This window comes from Sporosarcina sp. FSL W7-1283 (assembly GCF_038003105.1).
GTDB classification, from domain to species: domain Bacteria; phylum Bacillota; class Bacilli; order Bacillales_A; family Planococcaceae; genus Sporosarcina; species Sporosarcina newyorkensis.
Genome location: NZ_JBBOOL010000001.1, coordinates 2,023,418 through 2,048,537, shown reverse-complemented (window position 1 = coordinate 2,048,537; position 25,120 = coordinate 2,023,418). Strand labels below are relative to the sequence as shown.

General features: G+C 40.5%; 25 protein-coding genes and 1 tRNA gene. 22 read left to right on the top strand and 4 right to left on the bottom strand.

The annotated features are described in order from the left end of the window. The first annotated feature begins 10 nt into the window (after positions 1–10). The 4 genes from MKY93_RS10135 (at position 11) to MKY93_RS10120 (ending at position 2,526) form a co-directional block, all read left to right on the top strand. Positions 11–1,546, top strand: a complete 1,536-nt coding sequence (locus tag MKY93_RS10135) for a class I adenylate-forming enzyme family protein (RefSeq protein ID WP_340758969.1) — start codon at positions 11–13, stop codon at positions 1,544–1,546. Positions 1,547–1,775: 229 nt separating this feature from the next. After that, positions 1,776–2,174 (top strand): SET domain-containing protein, encoded by a 399-nt coding sequence (locus MKY93_RS10130; protein WP_040759608.1) that lies wholly within the window; start codon positions 1,776–1,778, stop codon positions 2,172–2,174. Between the two features lie 56 nt (positions 2,175–2,230). Then, positions 2,231–2,304, top strand: a tRNA-Arg gene (locus MKY93_RS10125). Between the two features lie 72 nt (positions 2,305–2,376). Beyond that, positions 2,377–2,526, top strand: coding sequence for a hypothetical protein (locus tag MKY93_RS10120; protein WP_176132480.1), 150 nt, complete (start codon positions 2,377–2,379; stop codon positions 2,524–2,526). Positions 2,527–2,867: 341 nt separating this feature from the next. Here the strand turns inward: MKY93_RS10120 and MKY93_RS10115 are convergent, their stop codons facing one another. The 3 genes from MKY93_RS10115 to MKY93_RS10105 are packed head-to-tail and all read right to left on the bottom strand — an operon-like array spanning position 2,868 to position 5,137. After that, a complete protein-coding gene (locus tag MKY93_RS10115) occupies positions 2,868–3,443 on the bottom strand; it encodes a phosphatase PAP2 family protein (RefSeq protein WP_078816809.1) in 576 nt (191 codons plus the stop codon). A gap of 35 nt (positions 3,444–3,478) precedes the next feature. Further along, positions 3,479–4,480: an LCP family protein gene (locus MKY93_RS10110; RefSeq protein ID WP_340758968.1), complete on the bottom strand. Its 1,002-nt coding sequence runs from the start codon at positions 4,478–4,480 to the stop codon at positions 3,479–3,481. Positions 4,481–4,504: 24 nt separating this feature from the next. After that, positions 4,505–5,137: a DUF1232 domain-containing protein gene (locus MKY93_RS10105; RefSeq protein WP_078816807.1), complete on the bottom strand. Its 633-nt coding sequence runs from the start codon at positions 5,135–5,137 to the stop codon at positions 4,505–4,507. A 239-nt stretch (positions 5,138–5,376) separates the two neighbouring features. Between MKY93_RS10105 and MKY93_RS10100 the strand changes: the two genes are divergently transcribed. Next, positions 5,377–6,012 (top strand): HD domain-containing protein, encoded by a 636-nt coding sequence (locus MKY93_RS10100; RefSeq protein ID WP_009497532.1) that lies wholly within the window; start codon positions 5,377–5,379, stop codon positions 6,010–6,012. Between the two features lie 316 nt (positions 6,013–6,328). Continuing rightward, positions 6,329–7,057 (top strand): MOSC domain-containing protein, encoded by a 729-nt coding sequence (locus MKY93_RS10095; protein ID WP_340758967.1) that lies wholly within the window; start codon positions 6,329–6,331, stop codon positions 7,055–7,057. 102 nt (positions 7,058–7,159) lie between these two features. On the opposite strand, the gene MKY93_RS10090 is transcribed toward MKY93_RS10095, so the two are convergent. Further along, positions 7,160–7,399: a hypothetical protein gene (locus MKY93_RS10090; RefSeq protein ID WP_009497530.1), complete on the bottom strand. Its 240-nt coding sequence runs from the start codon at positions 7,397–7,399 to the stop codon at positions 7,160–7,162. 214 nt (positions 7,400–7,613) lie between these two features. Here MKY93_RS10090 and MKY93_RS10085 point away from each other — a divergent pair, with 214 nt between their 5' ends. The 16 genes from MKY93_RS10085 (at position 7,614) to tig (ending at position 24,956) form a co-directional block, all read left to right on the top strand. Beyond that, positions 7,614–9,572 (top strand): aconitate hydratase, encoded by a 1,959-nt coding sequence (locus MKY93_RS10085; RefSeq protein WP_340758966.1) that lies wholly within the window; start codon positions 7,614–7,616, stop codon positions 9,570–9,572. 21 nt (positions 9,573–9,593) lie between these two features. Then, complete coding sequence (locus MKY93_RS10080) at positions 9,594–9,770, top strand: hypothetical protein (protein ID WP_009497528.1); 177 nt, start codon at positions 9,594–9,596, stop codon at positions 9,768–9,770. Between the two features lie 19 nt (positions 9,771–9,789). Then, on the top strand, positions 9,790–10,635 hold the full coding sequence (locus MKY93_RS10075) for an MBL fold metallo-hydrolase (protein ID WP_340758965.1): 846 nt from the start codon (positions 9,790–9,792) through the stop codon (positions 10,633–10,635). Between the two features lie 161 nt (positions 10,636–10,796). Continuing rightward, on the top strand, positions 10,797–12,794 hold the full coding sequence (locus MKY93_RS10070; RefSeq protein ID WP_340758964.1) for an acetoacetate--CoA ligase: 1,998 nt from the start codon (positions 10,797–10,799) through the stop codon (positions 12,792–12,794). 135 nt (positions 12,795–12,929) lie between these two features. After that, positions 12,930–13,571, top strand: a complete 642-nt coding sequence (locus tag MKY93_RS10065; RefSeq protein ID WP_340758963.1) for an SIMPL domain-containing protein — start codon at positions 12,930–12,932, stop codon at positions 13,569–13,571. 238 nt (positions 13,572–13,809) lie between these two features. Further along, entirely contained in the window at positions 13,810–14,811 is a 1,002-nt protein-coding gene (locus MKY93_RS10060; protein ID WP_340758962.1) for a LacI family DNA-binding transcriptional regulator, read from the top strand. 18 nt (positions 14,812–14,829) lie between these two features. Next, the gene (locus MKY93_RS10055; RefSeq protein WP_340758961.1) at positions 14,830–15,786 is read left to right on the top strand and encodes a sugar kinase; all 957 of its coding nucleotides are present in this window, start codon (positions 14,830–14,832) and stop codon (positions 15,784–15,786) included. 78 nt (positions 15,787–15,864) lie between these two features. Continuing rightward, positions 15,865–16,869 (top strand): TRAP transporter substrate-binding protein, encoded by a 1,005-nt coding sequence (locus tag MKY93_RS10050; protein WP_340758960.1) that lies wholly within the window; start codon positions 15,865–15,867, stop codon positions 16,867–16,869. A gap of 72 nt (positions 16,870–16,941) precedes the next feature. Beyond that, a complete protein-coding gene (locus tag MKY93_RS10045; RefSeq protein ID WP_078816798.1) occupies positions 16,942–17,424 on the top strand; it encodes a TRAP transporter small permease in 483 nt (160 codons plus the stop codon). Further along, on the top strand, positions 17,421–18,695 hold the full coding sequence (locus MKY93_RS10040) for a TRAP transporter large permease (RefSeq protein ID WP_078816797.1): 1,275 nt from the start codon (positions 17,421–17,423) through the stop codon (positions 18,693–18,695). The genes MKY93_RS10045 and MKY93_RS10040 overlap by 4 nt, the downstream gene beginning before the upstream one ends. Positions 18,696–18,710: 15 nt before the next feature. After that, a complete protein-coding gene (locus MKY93_RS10035; protein ID WP_340760928.1) occupies positions 18,711–19,730 on the top strand; it encodes a zinc-binding alcohol dehydrogenase family protein in 1,020 nt (339 codons plus the stop codon). Positions 19,731–19,742: 12 nt separating this feature from the next. Then, a complete protein-coding gene (locus MKY93_RS10030) occupies positions 19,743–20,375 on the top strand; it encodes a bifunctional 2-keto-4-hydroxyglutarate aldolase/2-keto-3-deoxy-6-phosphogluconate aldolase (protein WP_340758958.1) in 633 nt (210 codons plus the stop codon). Then, positions 20,375–21,445, top strand: a complete 1,071-nt coding sequence (gene uxuA / locus MKY93_RS10025) for a mannonate dehydratase (protein ID WP_078817014.1) — start codon at positions 20,375–20,377, stop codon at positions 21,443–21,445. Before MKY93_RS10030 ends, uxuA begins: the two co-directional genes overlap by 1 nt. Before the next feature lie 2 nt (positions 21,446–21,447). Then, the gene (locus MKY93_RS10020) at positions 21,448–22,284 is read left to right on the top strand and encodes an SDR family oxidoreductase (RefSeq protein WP_340758957.1); all 837 of its coding nucleotides are present in this window, start codon (positions 21,448–21,450) and stop codon (positions 22,282–22,284) included. A 159-nt stretch (positions 22,285–22,443) separates the two neighbouring features. Beyond that, positions 22,444–23,412, top strand: a complete 969-nt coding sequence (locus MKY93_RS10015; protein ID WP_340758956.1) for a hypothetical protein — start codon at positions 22,444–22,446, stop codon at positions 23,410–23,412. 257 nt (positions 23,413–23,669) lie between these two features. Then, positions 23,670–24,956, top strand: coding sequence for a trigger factor (gene tig, locus MKY93_RS10010; protein ID WP_340758955.1), 1,287 nt, complete (start codon positions 23,670–23,672; stop codon positions 24,954–24,956). Positions 24,957–25,120: the final 164 nt, after the last annotated feature.

The window sequence follows — 25,120 nt, the reverse complement described above, 5'->3', positions numbered from 1 at the left end:
AGGAATGTTCATGGATATTGGGACTACTTTAGCGAGGAACGCACGTCGGACGCCGGATAAAGAAGCAATTTATTTTAAGGATCACGTATACACATATGGTCGATTGAATCGGGAAGTAAATAAACTTGCACATGGATTGATTGCAAGAGGAATTGAAAAAGGAGACAAAGTTGCACTTTTGATGAAAAATTCCGACATGTTCGTAATTGCATTTTATGCAGTTATGAAAGTCGGAGGTGTAGCTGTTCCAATTAATTTCCGATTGACCCAAGAGGAAGTTCGTTATATTCTGGACGACTCCGATGCGTCCGCTGTATTCTTTGATGAAGAGTATGCGATGTTAGTCAATCAGGCTGCTGCGGATAACCAAAAAGTTAAATTTCAGGTTTCTGTCGGAGAAAAAGCAGTAGGTGAACAAATCAAAATGGCAGAAATACTGACAAAAAATGACGCGGACCCGCCTATTGAAGTGGATGAATCCGACGATGCAGAAATTTTATACACCTCTGGCACGACCGGACGTCCAAAAGGAGCTTTATTCGATCATCATCGGGTTCTTCATGTAGCGTTTTCTACCGCGATTATGATGAAAATTAGTCCTGATGATAATCTGCTACACGTAGCGCCACTTTTCCACTCAGCTCAACTCAACTTATTTATGATTACTGGGACGTTTTTAGGAAGTACTCAGGTAATTCATCAGGAATTCGACCCGCGTCACGTACTCCAATCAATCGAAAAATATAAAATTAACATTTTCTTCGCCGTTCCAACCATGTACAATTATTTGCTTTTAGTTCCTGATAGAGAGCGTTTTGACCTAACATCCGTAAAGAGATGCGGGTATGGTGCAGCACCCATGCCGGTTGCCCTGTTGGAAAAGTCTATTGCCATGTTTAAGAATGATCAGTTTCATAACATGTGCGGCTTAACCGAGGCGGGTCCGGGAGGTATTATATTACCGCCTGAAAAACATAAGGATAAAATAGGTGCAGGCGGAAAAGCCATGCTGAATACAGAAGCAAGGGTAGTAAGCGATACAGGTGATGATGTACTGCCGGGTCAAGTAGGAGAATTCATTATCAAAAGTGAGATGGTGATGAAGGGGTATTATAAAAACCCTGAGGAAACAAGAAAAGCGCTTCGGGATGGCTGGCTGTATACCGGAGATCTTGCGTTAATAGATGAAGAAGGCTATATTACACTGGTAGACCGTAAGAAGGACATGATTATCTCTGGTGGCGAAAATGTTTATTCTACTGAGGTAGAACAGATTCTATATAAACATCCAAAATTATTGGATGCAGCAATTATTGGCTTGCCAGATGAGCTGTGGGGAGAAAAGGTTGTGGCAATCGTTGTTCCGAATGAAGGAGAAGTAGTGGATGAGGAGGAAATAAAAACTTTTTGCGGGCAACATCTCGCAAAGTATAAAGTTCCCACCCAAATTTTTGTGGAAAAACAGATTCCACGTAATGCATCAGGTAAGGTATTGAAATATCGAATCCGGGAAGCGCTTTCGAATGGTAAACCGGTCAATAATTGAATCAGAGTAAGAAGGGTAATATAAATGATGCATAAGCGGCTAACGCTAGCGTCTATAGAACCGGTTAAGGGACCCCCCTTAGCCGGTTCTACGTGTTTCTTACCGGCCTTGATTTATGTTAGCAAATCGTTGAAAAGTTATACTTAATAATACAAATAAGAAAAGAGCAATACGGCTGAATTAATGCTATACTTACAAAGTATAATTTACAAGCGAGTAGGTGAGCGATATAATAGAAGTGAAACGGTCTCCTGTCAGTGACGGAGAATTCAACAGAGGAGTATTCGCAACATGCGACATCAAAAAAGGCCAGCTCTTACATGAGGCGCCTGTCATTGCGTACCCGAATGAACAACACCAACATATTGAAAAAACCATACTTGCCGACTACGCTTTCGAATACGGAATGAATCATACGGCAATCCTTTTAGGTTATGGAATGTTATTCAACCATTCATATGAACCGAATGCAACGTACGACATTAACTTTGATCATCATACCTTTGATTTCTTTGCACACAAAGACATCAAAGCAGGTGAAGAAATTCTCATCAACTATAACGGCGATGTGGATGATCAAGAACAATTATGGTTCAATGAAGATTACGATGGAACAGCAAATGATTAATATTGAAACTTCGATTCTATACCTGAATCGAAGTTGTTAATCATTTTTATTACTGTGTCCTAGTAGCTCAGCTGGATAGAGCAACACCCTCCTAAGGTGTAGGTCGGGGGTTCAAATCCCTCCTGGGACGTAATTTAAATTAGTCGCGAACATTTTAGTTGTTGAATAAATTTTCTTTAAAAGAAGAGAGTAGGTGAACAAAGTGGGGAAATATCAATTGGATGCTAAAGGTCAGGCAGCTGTGACAAAGTATCATGAAAAACACAAGCCTGCCAAATTTGATAAAAAGCAGCAACTTGAAAAAATACGTGCGGAGTATTTGGAAAAGAAGCAAAAACAAACGGATAAATAAAAGGAAGAAACATCTTCAAAATTATCAAAAATAGACCAACGGCAAAAGGCTATTTTAGAATTAGTGACGGTATAACACTTGTTTAAGTATTTAATATATTATAATTTAAAAGAGTGTATAGAGCAGATTCATGCGGTTGAGAAGCAAGAGAATAAGAGCAGCAATGAGGCGAGTAAACTAAGTGTTTATCTCGTTTTTTTATTTGTATTGTCAAAACTGAAATTGCCATTTGAGAACATCCGTTGAGTGTTCCTAAATTTGAACGAATCCCTTCTGAGAAGTCAAATAATACAAAAAAGAACGCTGATCCACTCAGCGTTCTTTTTGTATACCATTTACCATTATACAGCATGCGATCCTCTGCGTGTAAACAACCGAATAATCCAATTAAATAAAGGCTCGATCAAACGACGTTGCCAAATAATCAAAAATGCAACTACAAGTGCAATGAAAGCGCCCGTCAATACATCGGTAGGATAATGGACACCAACGAATATTCGTGACAATGCCATCAGTCCTGCAAACACTAGAAGCACAGCGCCCATTTTTCTGCGTTTCCAGAAGAGGGCAAGGGCTAGGGCAAAGGAACCGGCAGTGTGATTACTTGGAAATGAAGGGTCGGAATCCAATTTGTCTACTAACATGGTGACATCATGGTTGACGAAAGGTCGTGAGCGGAAAAACGACATCTCAATGACCTTATCAATCCCGATTGTGACCACGGCAATCGTAAAAGCAAACAGCACGATTTTTCGGTTTTCTGCACGGTTTCCGTGTTTCGTGAACCATAGCCAGACGAAAAACAATCCGAATAAAAGCGGACCGTATTTCGTGAAAAATACAACGGATTGATCCAGTATATTATTGTGACCGGCAAATTGATTGATTGCTTCAAAAATCTTAAAGTCTAAATTCATTTGTTTTAATCCTCACGTTCTGTTTCGATAAATCATCATTCTTCATCATTTTTATTTGACGCTAAAAAGTCTTTTAGGATTTCTTTATTTTCTTCGAGATTAATATCCAATACAGCGCCTACATTTACACGTTTATCGGTGTAGGAGCCTTCTACAGGTATGCGCAGCGTCTCCATTTCTTTGGATTTCCCACCTGTCACCATACCTTTGCCGATTGCAAACAATATTTTACTATCTATATTCGTATCGAGATAGGAATCGACCACGCCAAGTAGTTTTGGTAAATTTAAGAGGGTGTGGACACTGATGGCCTGTTCTTTTAGTTTAGACAATGCTTCTTGCTGACGCTCTACCCGGCCAAAATCGCTATGGATGTCATGTCGGAAACGGACATACGCAAGCAGCTGTTCACCATTAAGATGTTGTTCGCCTGGTTCCAGTGTCATACCGATACCGTGCGACATTGGATAGGGGATATCGACATGTATGCCGTCAGGTGCAATCACATCTACAATCTTCGTAAAACCCTCGAAATCGACGATTGCATAATTTTGAACATCTATGTCGAAATTTTGCTTGATGGTTTTGCGGACTAATTCAGGACCACCAAGGAAAAATGCTGCATTTATTTTCTGCATTCCATATTCAGGAACCTCGACATATGTATCTCTCATAAGGGAGACTAGCTTTACTTTATTCGTATGTTGATCGTAATGGCCGATCATCAGGGCATCTGATCGTGCATCTTCCTCATCCGCTCTGGCATCGTTACCGATTAGCAGTACGTTTATTTCACCAAACTGAGGATCCGCGCCTTCAAACGGTTCGAACTTCGTATTCAAATCCCCATTGCCGCTCGAATTGCTATTAAGTTCAGTGTGGACGTTGCTCGTCGTATCCCCATTTGCCAAAGATACTCCACTAGTATATTGATTCACAAAGTAGATAGCACCTGCTAGTAGTATGAACGCAAAAATCAGGAAAAAGTTCCTCCGACCCTTGCTTTTCTTCCTCCTTCTCTTGCTTCTCGTCTCCATCCTTATCACCTGCTAACTTGGTTATTAATTCTTATTTACTGTGCTGGAAGCAATCTGAACAGCGATCGCATCATCGATATAGCCAATTGCGAATAAATAATCCGGTATGGCATCGATCGGGGCAATGAAATATAATAATGCACTGCCAATAATAGCAATTTCTCGTTTACTTCCATTTTGAGCTTTGAACCTGCCGAATAAGTATTTTAGCTGATCCATGAATGGTCCCGTTCCGCCGGTGCTTTGGAGTTTCTCCTCAAAATCATTCAGAATACGATTCTTGCCTTCTGTCGTTTGTGAATCGTCTTTGTACTCTGCCAGTTGTTTTTCTACATTAGAAATGGAAATAGTGGCGGAGAGTTGATCAGATATATCCAAGAGGTGTTGTATGGTTTTATCGTCAGCAAACGTTGATTCTTTTTTGTTTTCTATAGAATAGCCTGCAGCTTCCAATAGTTTCGACAACGGGATATCCAAAACAGATGAAAACTTCTCTAGATGATCAAGAGTCGCTTTACGTTTGTTGTTGATGATTCGAGAAATCGTAGCTGTGTCAATGTCCGTACGTTCACTTAGTTTGCGCATGGACAATGAATGTTTTTTTAAAGTATTTCGTAATAAATGCCCGATCGACAGTGTTTCAAATTCATTTGACATAAAACCAATCTCCTTTACAGAAAAACTGGAAGAAATTAAATGATCACCTAACGGCTTACATTGTAAAGAATTTTAAAGTAGTGTTGACAATTTGTCAACATGTGTAGAAAAATATTGCAGTTTGTTGGAAAATGCAATTGAAATTCACTTGTTATTTTGCAGTAAGATTTCTTTTCATGAGATGTCAAATGTTTTTTCTGGTACGCTACAACATAGGATATAGAACTGTATAGAAAGGAATGGATAATTTGAAAGAAATGATAGCGAAATGCAGACAGATGGTTGAAATTATTTATAATAAATATGATGCGAGTCACGATCTAGATCATATTGATCGCGTGATGAAAAATGCAGAGAAGATCTTGCTTACTGAACCAACTGCTGATGAGCTCGTCGTTCGCTTAGCTGTTCTTTTGCATGACATAGAAGATGCGAAATATGAATCATTGCATGAGGCTACAACGGTAGAGATGCTCAAGCAAATTGGTGCTTCAGAGGACTTATCTGCGAACGTAATGTCTGCAATTGAAAGTGTGTCATTTAACGGAGGGCATTCGAAAGAGATTACTTCTATTGAAGGGGCTATTGTCAGAGATGCGGATCGGCTGGATGCAATCGGAGCAATCGGTATTGCGAGGGCATTTGCTTTTGGAGGGGCGCGGGGCAGAAAGTTATACGACTTAGAGGAAGAAGCTCGCAGGAGTATGTCGGCTTCTGAGTACCGTTCAAAAGAAACAGCTTCTGTTACGCATTTTCATGAAAAGTTGCTATTGCTTAAGGATTTGATGGTAACAGAAGAAGGAATCAGACTGGCGAAGGAACGACATGATTTTATGGTTTTATTTTTAAATGAATTGAAGAAGGAGATTGAGTAAAAAGAATAGTTTGAAATTCAATTCCTTTTCTGGTCTTCATTTGGTAGAATAAAGAAAACAGCTTATTTTGTTCTATCCTGTGAAGAAAAAGGTGAGTACTTGGATAAAAATAATAGATTATTTATTATTACATTAATTGCAATTGTACTCTTTACATTGGGTGGTTTTGCAATGCAAAAAGGTTTTATTACATTTTAAGTGTCTTGTTTCATTCTTTAGAGTCCTATGGTCAGTTCATCGACCAAGGGCTTTTTAAGTTATTTTGACATCATGAAAGATATAAACGAAATACTCAATTAAGGAAGGAGGGAATCAGATGAATATATATCAAAAACAGCCTGCAGAAATAGCGTCTATTTTTGTTGGGAAACCAAAAGTGATAGGGCAGCAAAATGCAGATCATCCGATGGAACGTGAATGGAAAACCTCCATCTTTAAAGAGCCTTTTGACGGACAGATCTTTTTAGGGATGACCAATCTGGAAGGGGATGAGCAGGCGGATCTAAAACACCACGGGGGTCCTGAAAAAGCTGTGTTTTCCTTTCCGTCCGAGCATTATCATTATTGGCAAAATAAGCTCGGAAATTCGGAAATCAAGCCGGGCGGCATGGGAGAAAATTTCTCTACTATTAATTTGCAGGAATCTGACGTTGCGATTGGTGATATATATGAAGTTGGGGAAGCCGTGATACAGGTGTCCCAACCGCGTCAGCCATGCTGGAAGCCTGCCCGTAGATTCCAAATACAAAATCTGGCTATACTTCTGCAAAACTCAGGCCGCACGGGTTGGTATTATCGTGTTCTTCAGGAGGGCTTTGTCGAGGCGGGTCAGACATTTCAACTGAGAGATCGTGTCGCCCCAGAATGGACAATTGAAAAATGTAATCAGGTCATGCATATAGAGCGAGAAAACTTCGAAAAAGCAGCTGCACTTGCAGCAGTTTCTGAGCTTGCGACCAATTGGAAAAAGACGTTGCTGAATCGAATTGAAATGAGAAAGGCTGAGGATATTCATAATCGAGTGTTCGGTCCTAATGTCGAGTGATATTCCTCGTATTTACTTTGCATAATCTACAACAGTTCAATATAGTAAGCAATCCAAGCTGAAAACTTTTTTGTGTTCAGCTTATTTTTTGTTGCAATGGATTTAACGTTGCTGTTTTTTTAACCGTTCTACTTCTTTCATCAAATATTCAATTTGCTGTTGCATCTCCAATTTATCCGGATCATTCGCTGATTCAGGTCCTTTTGAAATTTGCTGTAATGCTAAGTAGGCGGAAAACGTGGTCAGTGCATCGCCAAGAAACCCGAAAGCTTCACCAAGAAAAGCGATTTCCGCAATTTGTTTATCGCTAACACCCTCGTTTTGAAAGAAGTCATTATCCACCCAAACAACCTCCCTTATCCTTTTATCTATTATATGAAAAGCCAGCTAATTGAGTTCGAAATAGAAGTGCTATAGTACATACTAGTTATGCTGAAACTGCATAAAACTCGACTTGAAAGGGCAGGCTTTTTGCATGTCCGTTGTTCGGGTGTTTAGAAAGCAGATTTTGGGTATACGTTTTAAATAGTATGACTCTTTGAAAGGGCGGAGTATAGTGGCTTTAAATGTTACACAAAAGCTAATTAAATCACATTTAATTTCCGGGGAAATGAAACACGGAGAAGAGATTGGATTGAAGATTGACCAGACACTTACACAAGATGCAACCGGTACAATGGTGATGTTAGAGCTGGAGGCAATGGGTGTAAAGCGTGCACAGACAGAAGCATCCGCCCAATATGTAGACCACAATGTCATTCAAGTAGACAACAAGAATGCGGATGATCACTTATTTTTGCAGAGCGCCACACAGCGATTTGGATTGTATTATAGCCGACCTGGCAATGGAGTTAGCCACCCTGTACACATGCAACGGCTTGCAAAACCTGGGAAGACCTTGCTGGGTTCGGATAGTCACACTTGCGCGAACGGTTGTATGGGGATGCTGGCGATGGGTGCAGGCGGTTTGGATGTCGCGCTGGCGATCGCCGGCAAACCGATTTATATTAAAATGCCCCAAGTATGGGGTGTGAAATTGACTGGTGAGTTACCTGATTGGGTAAGTGCCAAAGATGTCATTCTGGAAATGTTAAGGCGTCATGATGTCAAAGGCGGCGTAGGTAAGATCATTGAATATTATGGTCCTGGGTTGAACCATCTAAGTGCCATGGATCGGCATGTGATTGCCAATATGGGAGCTGAATTAGGTGCCACCACGACGGTCTTCCCATCAGATGAAGAGATAAAACACTTTCTAAAGACCCAGGGGAGAGAAGAAGATTGGACAGAACTTACAGCGGATGAAGGCGCAACTTATGACTTGAATGAAGAAATTAATTTATCAGAACTCGTTCCCTTGATCGCAAAGCCTTCAAGCCCCGGAAATGTTGTTCCTGTATCTGAAGTCGCAGGAACACCTATTTATCAATCCTATCTTGGCTCCTCGGCAAATCCGAGTTATCGTGATTTCGCTATCGTATCTGAAATTGTTAAAGGGAAAAGGGCAAAACAAGGTGTTTCCTTCGATGTCAACCCCACATCAAGACAACTCCTGACAGATTTAGTTAAAGAAGGGCATATCGCCAATCTGCTTCAAGCGGACGCACGGTTGCACCAAGCAGGCTGTAATGGCTGTATCGGTATGGGACAAGCCCCGGCGACTGGGCGCAATAGCTTACGGACAACACCGCGGAACTTCCCGGGCAGATCGGGCACACTCGAGGATAGCGTGTTTTTGTGTAGTCCTGAAACGGCTGCAGCCTCTGTTCTGAATGGAAAAATTACAGATCCAAGAACTTTGGGTATGCCGTATCCGCTAGTAAAAGACCCGGAAACGCCTACCGTGGATACGAAACTATTGACAGAACCATTGCCATATGAGGAAGCTCGAAAAGTGGAACTATACAAGGGACCGAATATCGCGTTGATTCCGGAGATGGATGAATTAAAAGACGAACTTGAAATTCCAATATTGCTAAAGATGAATGATAATATTTCAACCGATGAAATCCTCGCAGGAGGAGCGCGTGTCTTGCCTTATCGGAGTAATCTTCCTGAAATCAGTAAATTTGCATTTGAGATAATCGACCGTACCTATTACTCGCGAGCCAAAGCAAGTACTTTGGAAGGCGGACATGCCATTGTCGCAGGTTCTAACTATGGGCAGGGCTCGAGTCGGGAACATGCCGCTCTAGCACCAAGATATCTTGGTCTACGGGTATCATTAGTAAAAGACTTTGCCCGCATACATTGGCAAAACCTAGTTAATTTTGGTGTACTTCCATTAACCTTTGTCGATCCAGATGATTATAAGTTGTTAGAAAATGGAGACGTTCTTCAACTTAGTAATTTACGTGAAGCGGTGAAGAGTGCAAAAGAATTTCCGATTTCTATAAAAGGGAAAAATCGTCAAAATCTAGTTCGACATAGCATGTCGGAGAGGCAAATTGATGTCATGCTCGAAGGTGGTATGATTAATTGGGCAAAAGCTCGACAAGATGAGACGCATGTTTAATTAAAGAGGGGGTATTATAAAATGGTTGATCGAGAAAGTACATGTAAGGCATGTGAAGGTGCAGGAATGTTAGCGGACGACGAAGGTTGGCAATATGCCTGCAGTGTCTGCCGAGGTAAAGGAATTCTTCACTCTGCTGTTTCTGCAGAGGAAGCAAAAGTCATGGAAGTAGACCACAACAACCGATTGTTAGATTAATGGACAGGAGGCTACAATAATGGAAAGAAGTTCATCAACTGAGCGTTTTCAACCGGTTACTTCAGAAAAGAGTAATCAAGGTGTAGAGGTAACGCCTGACCTGTATTGTCATACGATACAAATTGTGAACATCATCTTTTATGGTAAACCTGACGAGGGAGATTGGGTCCTGATTGACGCAGGAATGCCTAAATCCGGGAAAAAAATTGTGGAAGCCGCAGTTGCAAGGTTTGGTTCTCACCGACCTCCAAAAGCGATTATCATGACACATGCACATTTCGACCATGTGGGTGGATTGATTGATGTATTGGAGGAATGGAAAGACGTCCCGGTTTACGCCCACGAGCTTGAAATGCCTTATATTACGGGTATGCAAGACTATCCACAACCTGATACTTTGGTAGAAGGTGGCATGGTAGCCAAAATGTCTTTTATGTTTCCAATCGAAGCTATAGATATTGGAGAACGGGCACATGTCTTACCAACTGATCATTCTGTACCGTTCATGCCGGGATGGAAATGGATCCATACGCCGGGTCACTCAACAGGACATGTATCACTATTTAGAGAATCAGATCATGCGCTGATTGCAGGAGATGCATTCGTTACAGTGAAACAGGATTCACTTTACAAAGTGTTTACCCAAGAACTGGAGATGAACGGTCCACCACGCTATTTGACTCCCGATTGGGAAAGTGCAGAACAATCAGTCAAGTCATTGGCTGCTCTCAAACCAGAAATTGCGATTACAGGTCATGGCGTACCGGTTACGGATGCTTCATGGCTGCAAACAGAATTAGACAACTTAGCCAATCGGTTTAAAAATGTAGCTGTGCCCGATTATGGTAAATTTGTTGATGAATAATTGAAAAGCTTATCTGCAGACAGGATGTACTGCAGATAAGCTTTTTGGTTTTAAAACAAAATAATATCGAATTGACGAACTATTAAAACAACAGTAGTATAGTTAATGAAAGCGAATACATTCAGTTTGTATATAGATAAGCTACAGAGGGAGGAATCGGGATGGCGATAGAAGGAACAATACTTTGGAAACCAAGTGAATCCTACAAAGAACAAGCGAACATTACACACTATATGAATTGGTTGAAGGAAGAGAGAGGATTAGAGGTCTCTGACTATAACTCACTATGGCAATGGTCTGTAAATGAACTAGAGGATTTTTGGGAATCGATATGGAACTACTTCGCTATTGATTCAGCTTCTCCTTATAAACAAGTACTAGACAGGAAGAGAATGCCGGGCGCTAACTGGTTTTCGGGATCAACACTAAATTACGTGGAGCATATTTTCCGACAGGGCGCTAATGAGAAAACTGCGATTTTTCATGAATCTGAAATTCGTCCGCTCGGAGAAATGTCATGGGGGACATTTAAAGAGCAAGTCGTGACCTTAGCGACGAAATTACGAGAGATTGGGGTCAAACCTGGAGATTGTGTAGCTGCCTACTTGCCGAATATACCGGAAACCGTTGTAGCAATGATGGCTACAATGAGCATCGGTGCGATCTGGTCAAGTTGTTCACCGGATTTTGGCAGCAGAAGTGTGCTGGATCGCCTTCAGCAAATCGAACCGAAGCTATTGTTGACGATCGATGGGTATCAGTATGCTGGTAAAACCTTTGATCGGCGTGAAGAGATTCGTGACATTGTAAAGCGTTTGCCAAGTGTTCAGCATGTGATTCATGTACCATATTTATATGCAGAAGAACAGGTAGGACCTACGAAAGATGCGTTAATCTGGAATGATGTGATCAATGAGCCCGCAGCAGTCTCGGTAGCCCAATTTACATTTGAAAAAGTGCCATTTGACCACCCTCTGCAAATTATGTACTCATCCGGCACGACAGGAATTCCAAAAGCGATTGTGCATAGTCATGGCGGAATTTTATTGGAATCATATAAGATTTTAACCTTCCATGCAAACTTGACTCCGGATAGCCGCTTGCTCTTTTATACAACGACAGGGTGGATGATGTTCAATATATTAACGAGTGGATTGCTTACAGGTTCGTCTATCATCCTGTATGATGGGAATCCGGCTTATCCATCGAACGGAAAGTTGTGGGAGTTAGCAGAAAAGACGAAAGCTACTGTCTTTGGTGCCAGCCCGATGTACATTAATTTAATGAAGAAAGCAGGCCTAACGCCAAAAGAGCAATATGATATTTCGGCTATTGATTCCATTATATTAAGCGGCGCGCCGGCAAGCCCAGATGTCTTTGAGTGGATTTATCAGAATGTGAAAGACGATTTATGGCTTTCCTCTCAAAGTGGGGGTACCGATATTTGTTCGGGGTTCGTGTCGGGTGTACCGACAGAGCCGGTATACGCGGGAGAAATGCAAGTCCGCGGCCTTGGCGTAGATGTCCACGCATTCTCCGAAGCAGGAGTTTCTGTCGTGGATGAAGTTGGGGAATTAGTTGTACTGCAGCCGATGCCGTCCATGCCGATTTATTTTTGGAATGATGAACAAAATGAGCGGCTTCTGGAAAGCTACTTTGACACGTATGAGGGAATTTGGCGGCAAGGAGATAATTTGAAGATAACTTCGCGGGGTACTTGCGTAATTTACGGTCGGTCCGACTCTGTATTAAACCGCAACGGGGTCAGGATGGGGACAAGTGAAATTTACGCGTCGGTAGAGTCACTCGAAGGAATCCAAGATAGCATTATTGTGAATTTAGATTTACCGGATAGCCGATCGTATATGCCATTATTTATCGTGGTAAAAGAAGGGGTTTTATTCGACGAAGAATTAAAGTCGAGAATTAATAAAAAGATAAGAGAAGATGTTTCGCCGAAGCACGTACCGGACGCTATTTTTCCAATCCAGCAAGTACCTTATACACTTACCGGAAAAAAGATGGAAGTGCCTCTACGAAAAATAATTACGGGGATTCCAGTAGAGCAAGCAACAAATCCGGATGCTATGGCGAATCCAGGGGCGCTTGATTATTTCGTTCGCTTCTCTGAAACCTTGAACGCACCAGTTGAAGGATGAACCGATAAAAGAGCTGAAGTCTTTATGATTTCGGCTCTTTTCTATATGATTAAAAGCTGTTTTCACGATTTGCTTAGTATGAAAGGGACTAGCTGACGCATAGCAATGTATTAATAGAAAAGGAGAGTGATGGAAATGTATAATGCGTCTTATCATGATCAGCAAAGCCGTTCCATAACTGTTTGGGGGGAAGGGGCGGTGAAGGTAACTCCCGACACCGTTCATATTATTATGATGGTCAATTCGAGAGGAAATGAATTAAATGAAATTCAGCAAGAAAATGCGGATCGGATGAACAATGTCATCAGCTCATTGGTCGCTATGGGCGTCCCGGAATCCTCTATCCAAACGATCGATTATCAGATTCATCCTGTCTATGATTACGTGGATGGCGTACAAATCTTCAAAGGTTATGAAGTCGTCAATACAATACGCGTTACAATCAGTGAAATTTCACGTGTAGGTGAAGTGGTGGACACTGCTGTTTCGAGTGGTGTGAACCAAATTGGCTCAATCCAATTTACGATCCAAGATCAAAGCGAATACTATCAAAAAGCTCTTGCGCAGGCACTGCAAGACGCCGAAATAAAGATGGTGACGATCGGTTCTTCGCTAAAGCTGCCCAATCGACCAATTCCAGTTAAAATTGAAGAACAACATGTCGCACAGCCGGTTGCCTTTCGTGCAGTTACGATGGCGGAAGCAGGGGGGACGCCGATTGAGTCGGGAACGATTACGGTGAGTGCTAGTTTGAAGGTTAGATATCAAATGGTTTGATCATGGGAATAGGAAGCAATACATGCATAATAACTACTGTTTATAAATAAAAGTTAAAAGCCAATATTTACGAATATAAACTTGTCTGTCTTTCGGTATTAGTTAGGCAAGTTAATATTCGTTTTTAAATATTTTAATAATATGAATAATAACTATTGATTTTGAAAACGTTTGCATTTATACTTTTACTAAATCGGTTTACTAAACCGGTTTAGTAAAAAGAAAAAGGTGAAGTGAAATGAAAGTGACTATGGCTGATGTCGCAAAAAAAGCAGGCGTCTCCAAAAGTACTGTTTCACAATTTATTAACAATAGATTTGAATTTATGGCGGAAGCGACCAAAGTAAAAATCGAGGAATCTATTGAAGAGCTGGGTTACATACCGAACAATATGGCGCGAAGTTTGAAAAAGAAAGAATCTAACACTATTGGTATCATTGTTGCAAATATCTTGCACACGTTTTCGAATGAAATCATTCGTGCGATAGAGGATGTATGTGAAGAACAAGGGGTTCATGTATTTGTTTGCAACGCGGATGATGATCCTAAGAAAGAACGTTCGTATATTAAAATGCTACAGGCGAAACAAGTAGACGGTCTAATCATTTTTCCAACAGTAGGAAATGAAGATGTCTACGCAAGTTTACGTAAGTCCAATTTTCCGATCGTATTTTTGGATAGAAAGACAGAAGGAGCTTATTACCCTACGATCATGTTGGACAACCACAAAGCTTCGGAAATTGCAATTAATCAATGTGTGAAAGCAGGCAAGATGAAAATAGCTATTGTTTCAACTTCTATTAAACGAAAAGTAGTCCCTCGGATCGAACGAATTGAAGGATATAAGCGACGAATGAAAGAGCTTAACTTGGCATATGAAGAATCCTGGATCGTTGCAACTGAACGGACAAAAATAGTAGAAGATCTTGACAGACTATGGTTGGCAGATGAAAGACCAAATGCTTTTTATGCGATTAACGACTTAGCTCTCATGGAATTAATGAAATTCATTAAGAAAAACAGCTTAACTATTCCTCAGGATGTTGCTGTGATTGGTTTGGATGACTCTCCTTTCTTGGAAGTTTTTACACCCCCCATTACCGTTATCACGCAGCCGACTTTTCAAATGGGTAAAGAAGCAGCGCAACTATTGCTAAAAATTATTCAGGCGAAAGATATTGAGGATGATTATGAGGTTATAAGACACATACCTCGTTTATTAAAAAGGGAGTCTGTTTAGAAATAAGGAGTTGGGAATATGTCTAAAAATTTTAATGTATTAACGATAGGGGATTCAATGATAACGATGAATCCTTTTACCACAGGCCCTATGCGATTCGTCTCTACTTTTGAGCGGAAAGTCGGCGGCGCAGAGCTAAACTTCGCTATTGGATGTGCAAGACTTGGTATGAAGAGTAAATGGATTAGCCGTTTGGGAGAAGATGAATTTGGACGAGTGATTTACAATTTTGCGCGAGGTGAAGGTATTGATGTATCAGAAGTTGATTTTGTAGAAGGTTATCCAACGTCCGTTAACTTTAAAGAGATTAGAGAAAGTGGAGATGGAAAGACATTTTATTATCGTCATCAGTCACCTATTCTAACACTGAAGCCTGAAGATATTAATGACGGATGCTTGGATTCTGTTGATCTAGTACATATTACAGGAGTATTCCTAGCAATCGATCCACAAAATCTAGTAATTACAAAAAAACTTATCTCATTAGCGAACAAAAAAAGTATTCCGGTTTCTTTTGATCCCAATATTCGTTTGAAGCTTTGGACAATAGAAGAAGCGAAAAAAGTGTATTTTGAACTGTTCCCATATATTGACATCTTATTAACTGGTTTAGATGAAATTGACACCCTTTTAGATGGAAGTTCAGAAGTATCATTGACCAAATTTGCGGAAAAGTACGGAATTTCAGACTTGGTTATTAAGGATGGAGCTTCTGGTTCTAGGTTGTATCGAAGTGGTCAATGGTTCTCAGCACCAGCATTTAATGTTCCCGTTGTCGACACAGTGGGTGCGGGAGATGGTTTTGATGCAGGATACGTGTACAGCTACTTACATAACACTGAACCAGAGCAGGCTTTGCGATTTGCTAATGGCGTTGGTGCACTTGTTGTAACCGTTTCAGGAGATAATGAAGGTCTTCCATATTTGAGTGAAGTGCAGTCATTCATTCAAGGAGAAAAAGAAATTGAGAGATAGAGACTACTGAAAGGGGTGATTGAGGAAATAATGCTAGGTATGTCGGAAGTAGATTACAACTCTAAAGGAGAGAAAAACATGAGAAAATTTAAATGGATTGCAGGTTTAATAATCTCAATTTTGATGTTAGCGGCTTGTGGATCAGATAATGCAGAAGAAACAGCAGGTGGTAAAAGTGAGAAGGTTATTAAATGGAAACTAGGTCACTTAGCAGACGAAAATCATATTTGGCATAAAACCGCAGAGAAATTTGCAGAGTCCGTAAAAGAAAAAACAGACGGACAAATAGAAATTGTAATTTACCCGAACAACTCTTTGGGTGGAGAAACAGATACGATCAACTCGATTCAAGCTGGATCTGCCGATATGGTTGTTTCAGGGGAAACACTGCAAAACTGGGCTCCAAAAGCTGCTTTAATGGCTGTCCCTTATGCGTTTGACGGTATTGATCATGTGAAAAAAGTGGTTGAAGGCGATATAGGAAAAGAAATTGAAGAGCAGATTATGGATAAGGCAAAATTAACACCTCTTTATAATCATCTGAGAGCGCCACGTAATCTAACATCAGATAAAAAGATCGAATCATTAGCTGATCTAAAAGGTTTCACAATGCGTGTGCCAAATGTCCCTCTATTCTTAAAAGTGTGGGAAGCAGCAGGAGCAAAACCCCAAGTTATCGACTTTAACGAAGTATTTACAGGTTTGCAGCAAGGTGTCATCATGGGTCAAGAAAATCCAGTAGACTTAATCCAAAGTGGCGGTCTATATGAAGTACAGAAATATGTCAATCGTACTGAACACGTGTATTCTTGGATTTATGTATTGGTTGGAAACGATCAATTTAATGCATTAACTGAAGAACAACAAAAAGCCGTAAAAGACGCTGCAGCTGAAGCACAAGAATTCGGTGATTCATTATATGATGAATCAATTGAATCAATTGAGCAAGATTTAAAGGAAAAAGGAATGGAGTTTGTTGATGTAGATCGTCAGGAATTTAGTGATGCGATGTTACCAGCAGTTAAAAAGTCATTATCTGACGAGCAAAATGAAGTACTAGACAAAATTCTTGACGCGAAGTAATACAGAAACCAAAAGGTACGACTAGTCCATACCTAGTTGTGCCTTTCCTTAAGAAAGGAAGGAATCACAGCCATGTTGAAGTTAGTGGAACGCATATTAGGCACACTTTCAATTTTGAGCTTTACTGGCGTTATCATTGTAGTGACAGTTCAAATTCTGTCAAGATTTCTGCCGTTTTCTTATGTCTGGACAGAAGAATTGACACGTTACTTATTCTTATTTGCAATTAGTTTCGGAACACCTTTAGCTTTGATGCGCAATGAATATATTAATGTTGATTTGTTGATTAATAAAATGAAAGGCAGTGTCAGAAAGTTTTATGATATAGGAATCTATATCGTTATTTTAATTTTAACTCTTGTGATTGCGAATGAAGGGTACAAATTTATGTTACTAGGACACAATCAACAAGCAGCAACACTACCAATTCAGATGTCAGTTGTACATGCGTCAATCTTTTTCATGGGTCTGTTCATTTCAATATTTTCAGTCATAAAAATTGTTAAATTAATACAGAATAAAGAGCCTTACGTAGATGGGAGTGAAGAAGAATGATGGCACTAGTTTTATTCCTATCTTTCCTAGTTTTGATATTTATAGGAGTGCCTGTCGCTTTTAGTTTAGGTTTATCTTCATTATTATATTTATTCCTTAATGATATGTCATTTTCGATCATCCCTCAAAGAATGTTTGGCGGGCTAAATTCATTCGTCTTACTTTGTATTCCTGGCTTCATTTTAGCGGGGAACTTGATGAACGCGGGTGGCATTACAGACCGGATCATTCAGTTTGCGAATAACTGTTTTGGTCATATCCGAGGTGGTCTTGGACTTGCTAATGTAGGGTCTTCAATGGGCTTTGCGGGTATCTCAGGAACGGCTCTAGCGGATACTGCAAGTATTGGTGCAGTAATGATACCGGCTATGAAAAAAGAGGGATATGGAGCAGGCTTCTCTGCAGCTGTTACTGCGTCATCTTCAACGGTCGGTCCAATTATTCCTCCATCCTTACCTATGATTATTGTAGGTACACTTGCATCTGTCTCGATTGGGGACCTTTTTCTAGCAGGTGCACTGCCAGGTATTCTCTTAGGTCTGGGCTTGATGATTCCAACCTACATTATTTCGGTCAAGAGAAATTATCCTAAAGGTGAACGGAAATCATTCAAAGAAATAACGAATAGTTTCTTGGGTGCTTTTTGGGCGTTATTTATGACGGTTATTATCTTAGTTGGAATATTAGGCGGTTTCTTCACTCCAACTGAAGCTTCTATCATTGCCGTTTTATATGCACTTGTCATTGGAATCTTTGTTTATAAAGAACTTCCTATTAAGAAAATACCAGAAATCATGTTATCTTCTATGACTAGCACAGCATCTATTATGTTACTAGTAGGGTTTGCAAACTTGTTTGGTTGGATTATGGTGAGTGAACAAATCCCGCAATTGGTTGCGAGTACGATTCTAGGGATCTCGAGCAATCCGATCGTCGTGATTATCTTAATCAATGTTTTGCTTCTATTTGTCGGTACTTTTATGGAGACGATTGCCGCACTCGTAATTCTCTTCCCTGTATTGCTTCCTGTCGCTATGGAAGTCGGAATGGATCCAGTGCAATTCGGTGTCATGATGGTATTGAACTTAGTAATCGGGTTGACTACACCACCAGTAGGGGTATGTTTGTTCGTCGCTTCACAAATCGGAAAAGTTTCTATTGGAAAAACTACGAAAGAGTTGCTGCCATTCCTAGGGGTCAGTTTAGTCATCTTATTATTAGTGTCATTTGTGCCTCAGATTACATTGTATTTACCAAGTCTATTTAAGTAGGTGAAGGAATTGAAAGTGAAAGCAGTTCAAGTACCAGAAGCACATAAATTAGTGATTATCGAAAAAGAATGTCCAAAAATTAAGGATAGTTTTGACGTACAAGTGAAAGTGAAGCGAGTTGGAATTTGCGGAACGGACATGCATATTTTCCACGGCACCAATCCTCTTGCAACGTATCCACGCGTGGTAGGTCATGAAGTAGCTGGAGAAGTGATGGCGATCGGTGACTCCGTTAAAACTGTTCAGGTAGGAGATCATGTAGTGATCGAGCCGATCTCATTTTGCGGGAAATGTTATGCATGTAGAAAAGGTCGTCAAAACGTATGTAAACATTTATCTGTTTTCGGAGTACATGAAGACGGTGGAATGCAGGAAGTAGTTGTGCTACCTGAATGTCAAGTCCATCAAGTTAGCAAAGACTTAGATTGGGATGAAATTGTTTTGGCTGAGCCTTACACGATTGGTGCTCAGGCTGTCTGGCGCGGTAAAGTTGAGGCGGGTGATACGGTTTTAATCCAAGGTTGTGGCCCGATAGGTATTTGTATCTTAAAGTTAGCAAAAATAGCGGGTGCCATTGTCATGATGACGGATTTAGATGAAAAGAGACTGCAATTCGCGAAAGAAAATGGTGCAGACTATATTTTAAACGCTGGTAATGTTTCAATTGAGGATGAAGTCATGAGAATCACTGAAGATGAAGGCGTAAATGTTGTAATTGATGCAGTATGTTTACCATCAACTTTTGAACTAGGTATCCAGGTTGCTTCACCGGCAGGAACTGTTGTCGTTCTAGGTTTTGATGAGCGACCAAGTTCAGTTTCACAGCTGCCAATTACGAAAAAAGAATTAACAGTAGTGGGTTCGCGTTTACAGACAAATCAATTTGAAAAAATCATTACGTTATTAAATGAAGGAAAACTTACACATAATGGATTGATCACACACAAGTTCAACTTGGCAGATGTTCAAGAGGCCTTTGACTTTATTGAGAAGAATCTAGATCAAGTTCGTAAAGCATGTATTATTTTTGACTGAGGAGATGAGAAAATGCTTCCAAAACATCAAGTGATCCAACATTTACTAGAACAAAAAGTAGTGGCAGTCATTCGTGCTTCTCATGCTGAAGAAGCGATTGAAATTTCGAAAGCTGCCATTTCTGGAGGAATCACAGCGATTGAATTAACTTTTACGACACCATCTGTCGAGAATGTTTTCAAGGGATTATCAGCTGAACAGGCAGTGATTGGAGCTGGAACGGTCTTAGATGCTGAAACAGCTCGTATCGCGATTTTGTTGGGCGCTAAATTTGTTGTGAGCCCACATTATGATGAACAAATTGCGAAAATGTGTAATCGCTATGCCATTCCTTATTTACCAGGATGCATGACAATTAAGGAGATGAATAATGCAATGGAAGGCGGTTGCGATATTCTGAAGTTATTTCCGGCGAATCAATTCCAACCTTCTATTATATCAGCGTTTAAAGGTCCGTTGCCATATACAAACTTCATGCCTACAGGTGGTATTTCTTTAAATAATTTAGAAGAATGGCTAGATGCAGGAGCTGTAGCAGTCGGTATTGGAAGTGATCTTACAAAAGCTTATGCAACTGGTGGAGAAGAAGCAGTACGCAAGCTTGCTGAAAAATATATTGAAAAATCAAAGGGGGGTAAGTCATGATGAATATCACCTTTCGTTGGTATGGCCGCAATAACGATACCGTTTCATTAGAACAAATAAAGCAAATACCTGGGACCAAAGGTATTGTTTGGGCATTGCACAATAAACAAGCTGGCGAATTATGGACAGAAGAAGAGATTCAAAATGAAGTTGCTTACATCCATTCACATGGTTTTCATGCAGATGTAGTAGAAAGCGTTAATGTTCATGAGTCAATTAAACTAGGATTGCCTGAACGAGATCAATTCATAGAAATCTACAAGCAAACGATTCGGAACTTATCAAAAGTAGGTGTCAAAGTAATCTGTTATAATTTTATGCCAGTTTTTGACTGGACGCGTTCCGACCTGCACCATCCGCTTCCGGACGGTTCAACTGCACTGTTTTATGAAAAAGCGAAAGTAGAAGGGATCGATCCGGCAGAGCTTGTGAAATCTATATCCGAATCTTCTACTTTAACAATGCCTGGTTGGGAACCGGAACGACTTGCGAAGATTACCGATTTATTTGCAGCCTATAAAGAAGTCGATGACAATAAGTTGTGGAAAAACCTAGCATACTTTTTGCGTGCAATTTTGCCGATTGCCGAAGAGTGTGATATTCAGATGGCGATTCATCCGGATGATCCGCCATGGTCTATTTTCGGTCTGCCACGTATTATGACAGGCGGAGATAGCTTGGAAAAACTGTTGGCGATCTCAGACTCTCCTTCAAATCGTATTACTTTCTGTACTGGTTCTCTTGGAGCCAATCCAGAAAACAATATGGTGAAGTTGGCAGAGAAGTATGCAAAATATTCTCCATTTGCTCATGTTCGTAATGTGAAAATCTTTGAAAATGGTGATTTTATCGAGACTTCTCATCTCACAGAAGATGGTTCAATCGATATTGCAGGCGTGGTCCAAACTTTAGCTGATCAACAGTATACAGGATATATACGTCCTGATCATGGTAGGCATTTATGGAATGAGGATTGCCGACCTGGATATGGATTATATGACCGTGCACTCGGAATAATGTATTTGCTTGGGCTGTGGGATGCATATCATATGAAAAATGGGGTGAAGTAACTGTGCACAATATTCACCACAAATTACACGATAAAGTTGCGGTAGTGACAGGTGGAAGCGGAGTGCTTTGTTCAGCGATGGCATTTGAGCTCGCGAGACAAGGCGTGAAAATTGCGATTGTCAACCGGACTCTTAAGAACGGTCAGCTCATTGCGGACCAAATTCAAGAAGCAGGCGGACAGGCTATAGCTGTTGAAGGGGATGTACTAAACCGAGCTTCTTTGGAAAAAGCGAGAGAGCAAATTCTTGCACACTTTTCTAAAGTAGACATACTAATTAATGGAGCAGGTGGTAATCATCCTGATGCTATAACTTCGGAAGAGACATATAGCGGGAAAGAAGTAGATCAGTCTTTCTTTGAATTAGATGAGTCGGGTTTCTCTAACGTATTTGCAAGCAATTTTACAGGCACCTTTTTGACCAGCCAAGTATTTGGAAAGGCTTTGTTGGAACAGAAGTCTCCAGTAATTTTGAATGTATCATCGATGAGTGCTTTCTCTCCAATGACGAAAGTGCCCGCTTATAGTGCAGCAAAGTCAGCGATCAATAATTTCACGATGTGGATGGCAGTGCATTTTGCTGAATCCAATTTACGTGTTAATGCAATCGCACCTGGATTCTTCTTGACGAATCAGAATCACGATTTATTGATTGACGCAGAAGGAAATCACACAGCACGATCCCAGAAAATATTAAACAACACACCGATGAAACGTTTCGGAATACCAAAGGATCTTCTCGGCACGATGTTATGGTTAGTTGACGAGTCGTATTCAAGCTTCGTTACAGGCATTACAGTACCAGTTGATGGTGGCTTTATGGCGTATTCAGGTGTCTAAATATAGGATAAATAACGCAAAGAGAGGAGAATTGTTCTTCTTTGCGTTATTTGGGTTTAGAACTAAACAGGTGGATTCAAGAGGACATATATGACAGCCCCCAACTGGAATCCTAATCTGCCCCTGTGCTATAGTAAAGTTAAAAGGCAGGTGAATGGATTGCGGAAAAAACCTAAACGAGTAATCCAGAAGGGGAATGTCGTAGTATTCCCAGGCACCTTGGAACGATTGCATAGAGAAGGAAAAGAAGCGATGGAGCGGGATCTTCATGACGAAGCTATCGAGCACTTTGAGGCGCTCCTTGATATTGATCCCGAAGAAACTTCCATTCTTGACTTGCTGGCCATTTCGTTATACGAGACGAAGGATTTTGAACGTGCTAAGGAATATGCGCTTCTTGCTATGCAAAATCAATCGGGTGATTACATAGAAATATTGGAATTGTATTTATCGATTTCAATTCAACTGCGGCAGTATGAAGAAGTTGAGTTGACGATACAAGGTTTAATGGAAAAACAGATGATTCCACAAGACAGCATAAGGAAATTTCAATATTTGCGGGAATTAAATAATCGATTGGCTAATCGTTATATAGAAGATTCTACGCTTGAAGAACCTGCCATGGAGCTTGACGATTTTCTTCAAATGACAGCTCATGAACAGCAAGATTTTCTTTTGTCCTTGCAGAATCAACAACTGAAACCGTTTGTGCCTTTGTTGGTTGAACTTGTTCAGTATGAAGACAGTCTTCCCGTTGTAAAGACCTATGCGCTTCTTTTGCTGCAGCAAAATGGTGTGGAAGAAAGACTATATATAAGGAAGTATCATTTTGAGACAGAGACGATTCCGACAAGGCTTGTGTCGCCTGAGGATGATTTATTTATCAATGAAGTACAGTTTATTGCGAAATCACGATTTGAAAAAGATCCGACGGCCAGCGAGTTGGCGATGAATTTAATATTGAAGTACGGTATTATGCTTTATCCCTTTCATTGGGGTCCTTATACAGCAGAAGAAGTGGCAGAGGCATATGTCGCCTACACCAAACATTTATTGTATGGAAAAACGGTAGATGAAACTTCCCTGCTCCAATTCATCCGCTCTGTCGATGAAGAAATGGACGGCTGATGAGGAAATTTTGTTGAAAGATGATTAGACTATGTTATACTAAAATGGTTGTCAACTGCTTATCTGTCTCCACTGTAATTCTCGCTAAATAGCATGGCGGGGAACAATCTATTGGTGGTGTCCAGATAAAGCCTTCGAACGGTGTCACAGAGTTTTTTCAAGTGCTACTGAAAAAGTTTCGGACGCAATCACGCGGAGGTATAATTGATTAAAATAAAAGAAATAAAAGTTGTGTAAATGATTTGGAGGTCAGACATATGACAGTTAAATGGGAAAAATTAGAAGGCAGTGAAGGGAAACTTACGTTTGAAGTTTCTGTCGAACGTTTCAACCAAGGAATGGACGAAGCGTTTAAAAAAGTAGTAAAGAAAGTACAAGCACCAGGTTTCCGTAAAGGAAAAATGCCACGTAAGATGTTTGATAAAATGTATGGTGAAGAAGCACTTTACAACGATGCAATTGATATCGTGCTACCTGAAGCATATTCAAAAGCAGTTGAAGAAGCTGACGTTGAGCCAATCGCAGCTCCTGAAATTGATATTGAAAAGCTAGAAAAAGGCGAGCCGGTTATTTTCACAGCAGTTATCGCTTTGAAACCAGAAGTGAAATTGGGTGAATATAAAGGACTTGAAGTGACTCGTCAATCTACTGAAGTTACAGATGAAGAGGTAGACGCTCAACTACAACAACGCCGTGAAGGACTTGCGGAAATGGTAGTTAAAGAAGATGGCGCTGCAGAAAACGGCGACACGGCTACAATCGATTTCGAAGGCTTTGCAAATGGTGAAGCGTTTGAAGGCGGAAAATCTGAGAACTATGATCTTGAAATCGGATCTGGATCTTTCATTCCAGGATTTGAAGAGCAAGTGGTCGGTTTGAAAGCAGGAGAAGAAAAAGATATCGAAATCACTTTCCCTGAAGAGTACCATGCAGCTGAATTAGCTGGACAACCTGCTACATTCAAAGTGAAAGTTCATGAAATCAAAGCGAAAGAAGTTCCTGAGCTTGACGATGAACTAGCAAAAGAAATCGACGAGAGCGTTTCTTCAGTAGAAGAACTGCGCACGAAGCTTAAAGAAGAAGCAGAAGAAGTGAAAAAGAACGATTCTGAAACTGCGCTTCGCGACGATCTAGTTGAGCAGGCAGCAAGCAATGCAGAAATGGAAATTCCACAAGCAATGATCGATTCTGAAACAGATCGTATGATGCAAGATTTCGAACAACGTTTACAAATGCAAGGCATGAATCTTGAGCTTTACTTCCAATTCTCTGGTCAAGACGAGCAAACTCTTCGCGACCAAATGAAAGACGACGCATTAAGCCGCGTTCGCGTTTCATTGACACTTGAAGCAATTGGTGAAGCAGAAAAAGTGGAAGTAACAGAAGAAGAAGTCAATGCAGAACTTGATAAAATGTCAGAGCAATTCGGCATGGAAGTAGAACAAATCAAGGCAACTCTTGGTGGCACTTCTGTACTTGAAAATGACCTTCGTTTCAACAAAACAGTTCAATTGCTTGTAGACAACGCAAAAATCGTTGACTAATCCAGCCATAAAACTAAAACAAGGTACGGTTTACCGTGCCTTGTTTTTCGTAAATAAAGGTAGGTATGCATAGTCTTCACAAATATCCATAAGCTATCAAGGAAACCGAATACATATTTGTCTTGGAGTTCTAAATAGTTGATTAAGTCATGGTAATCTTGTAG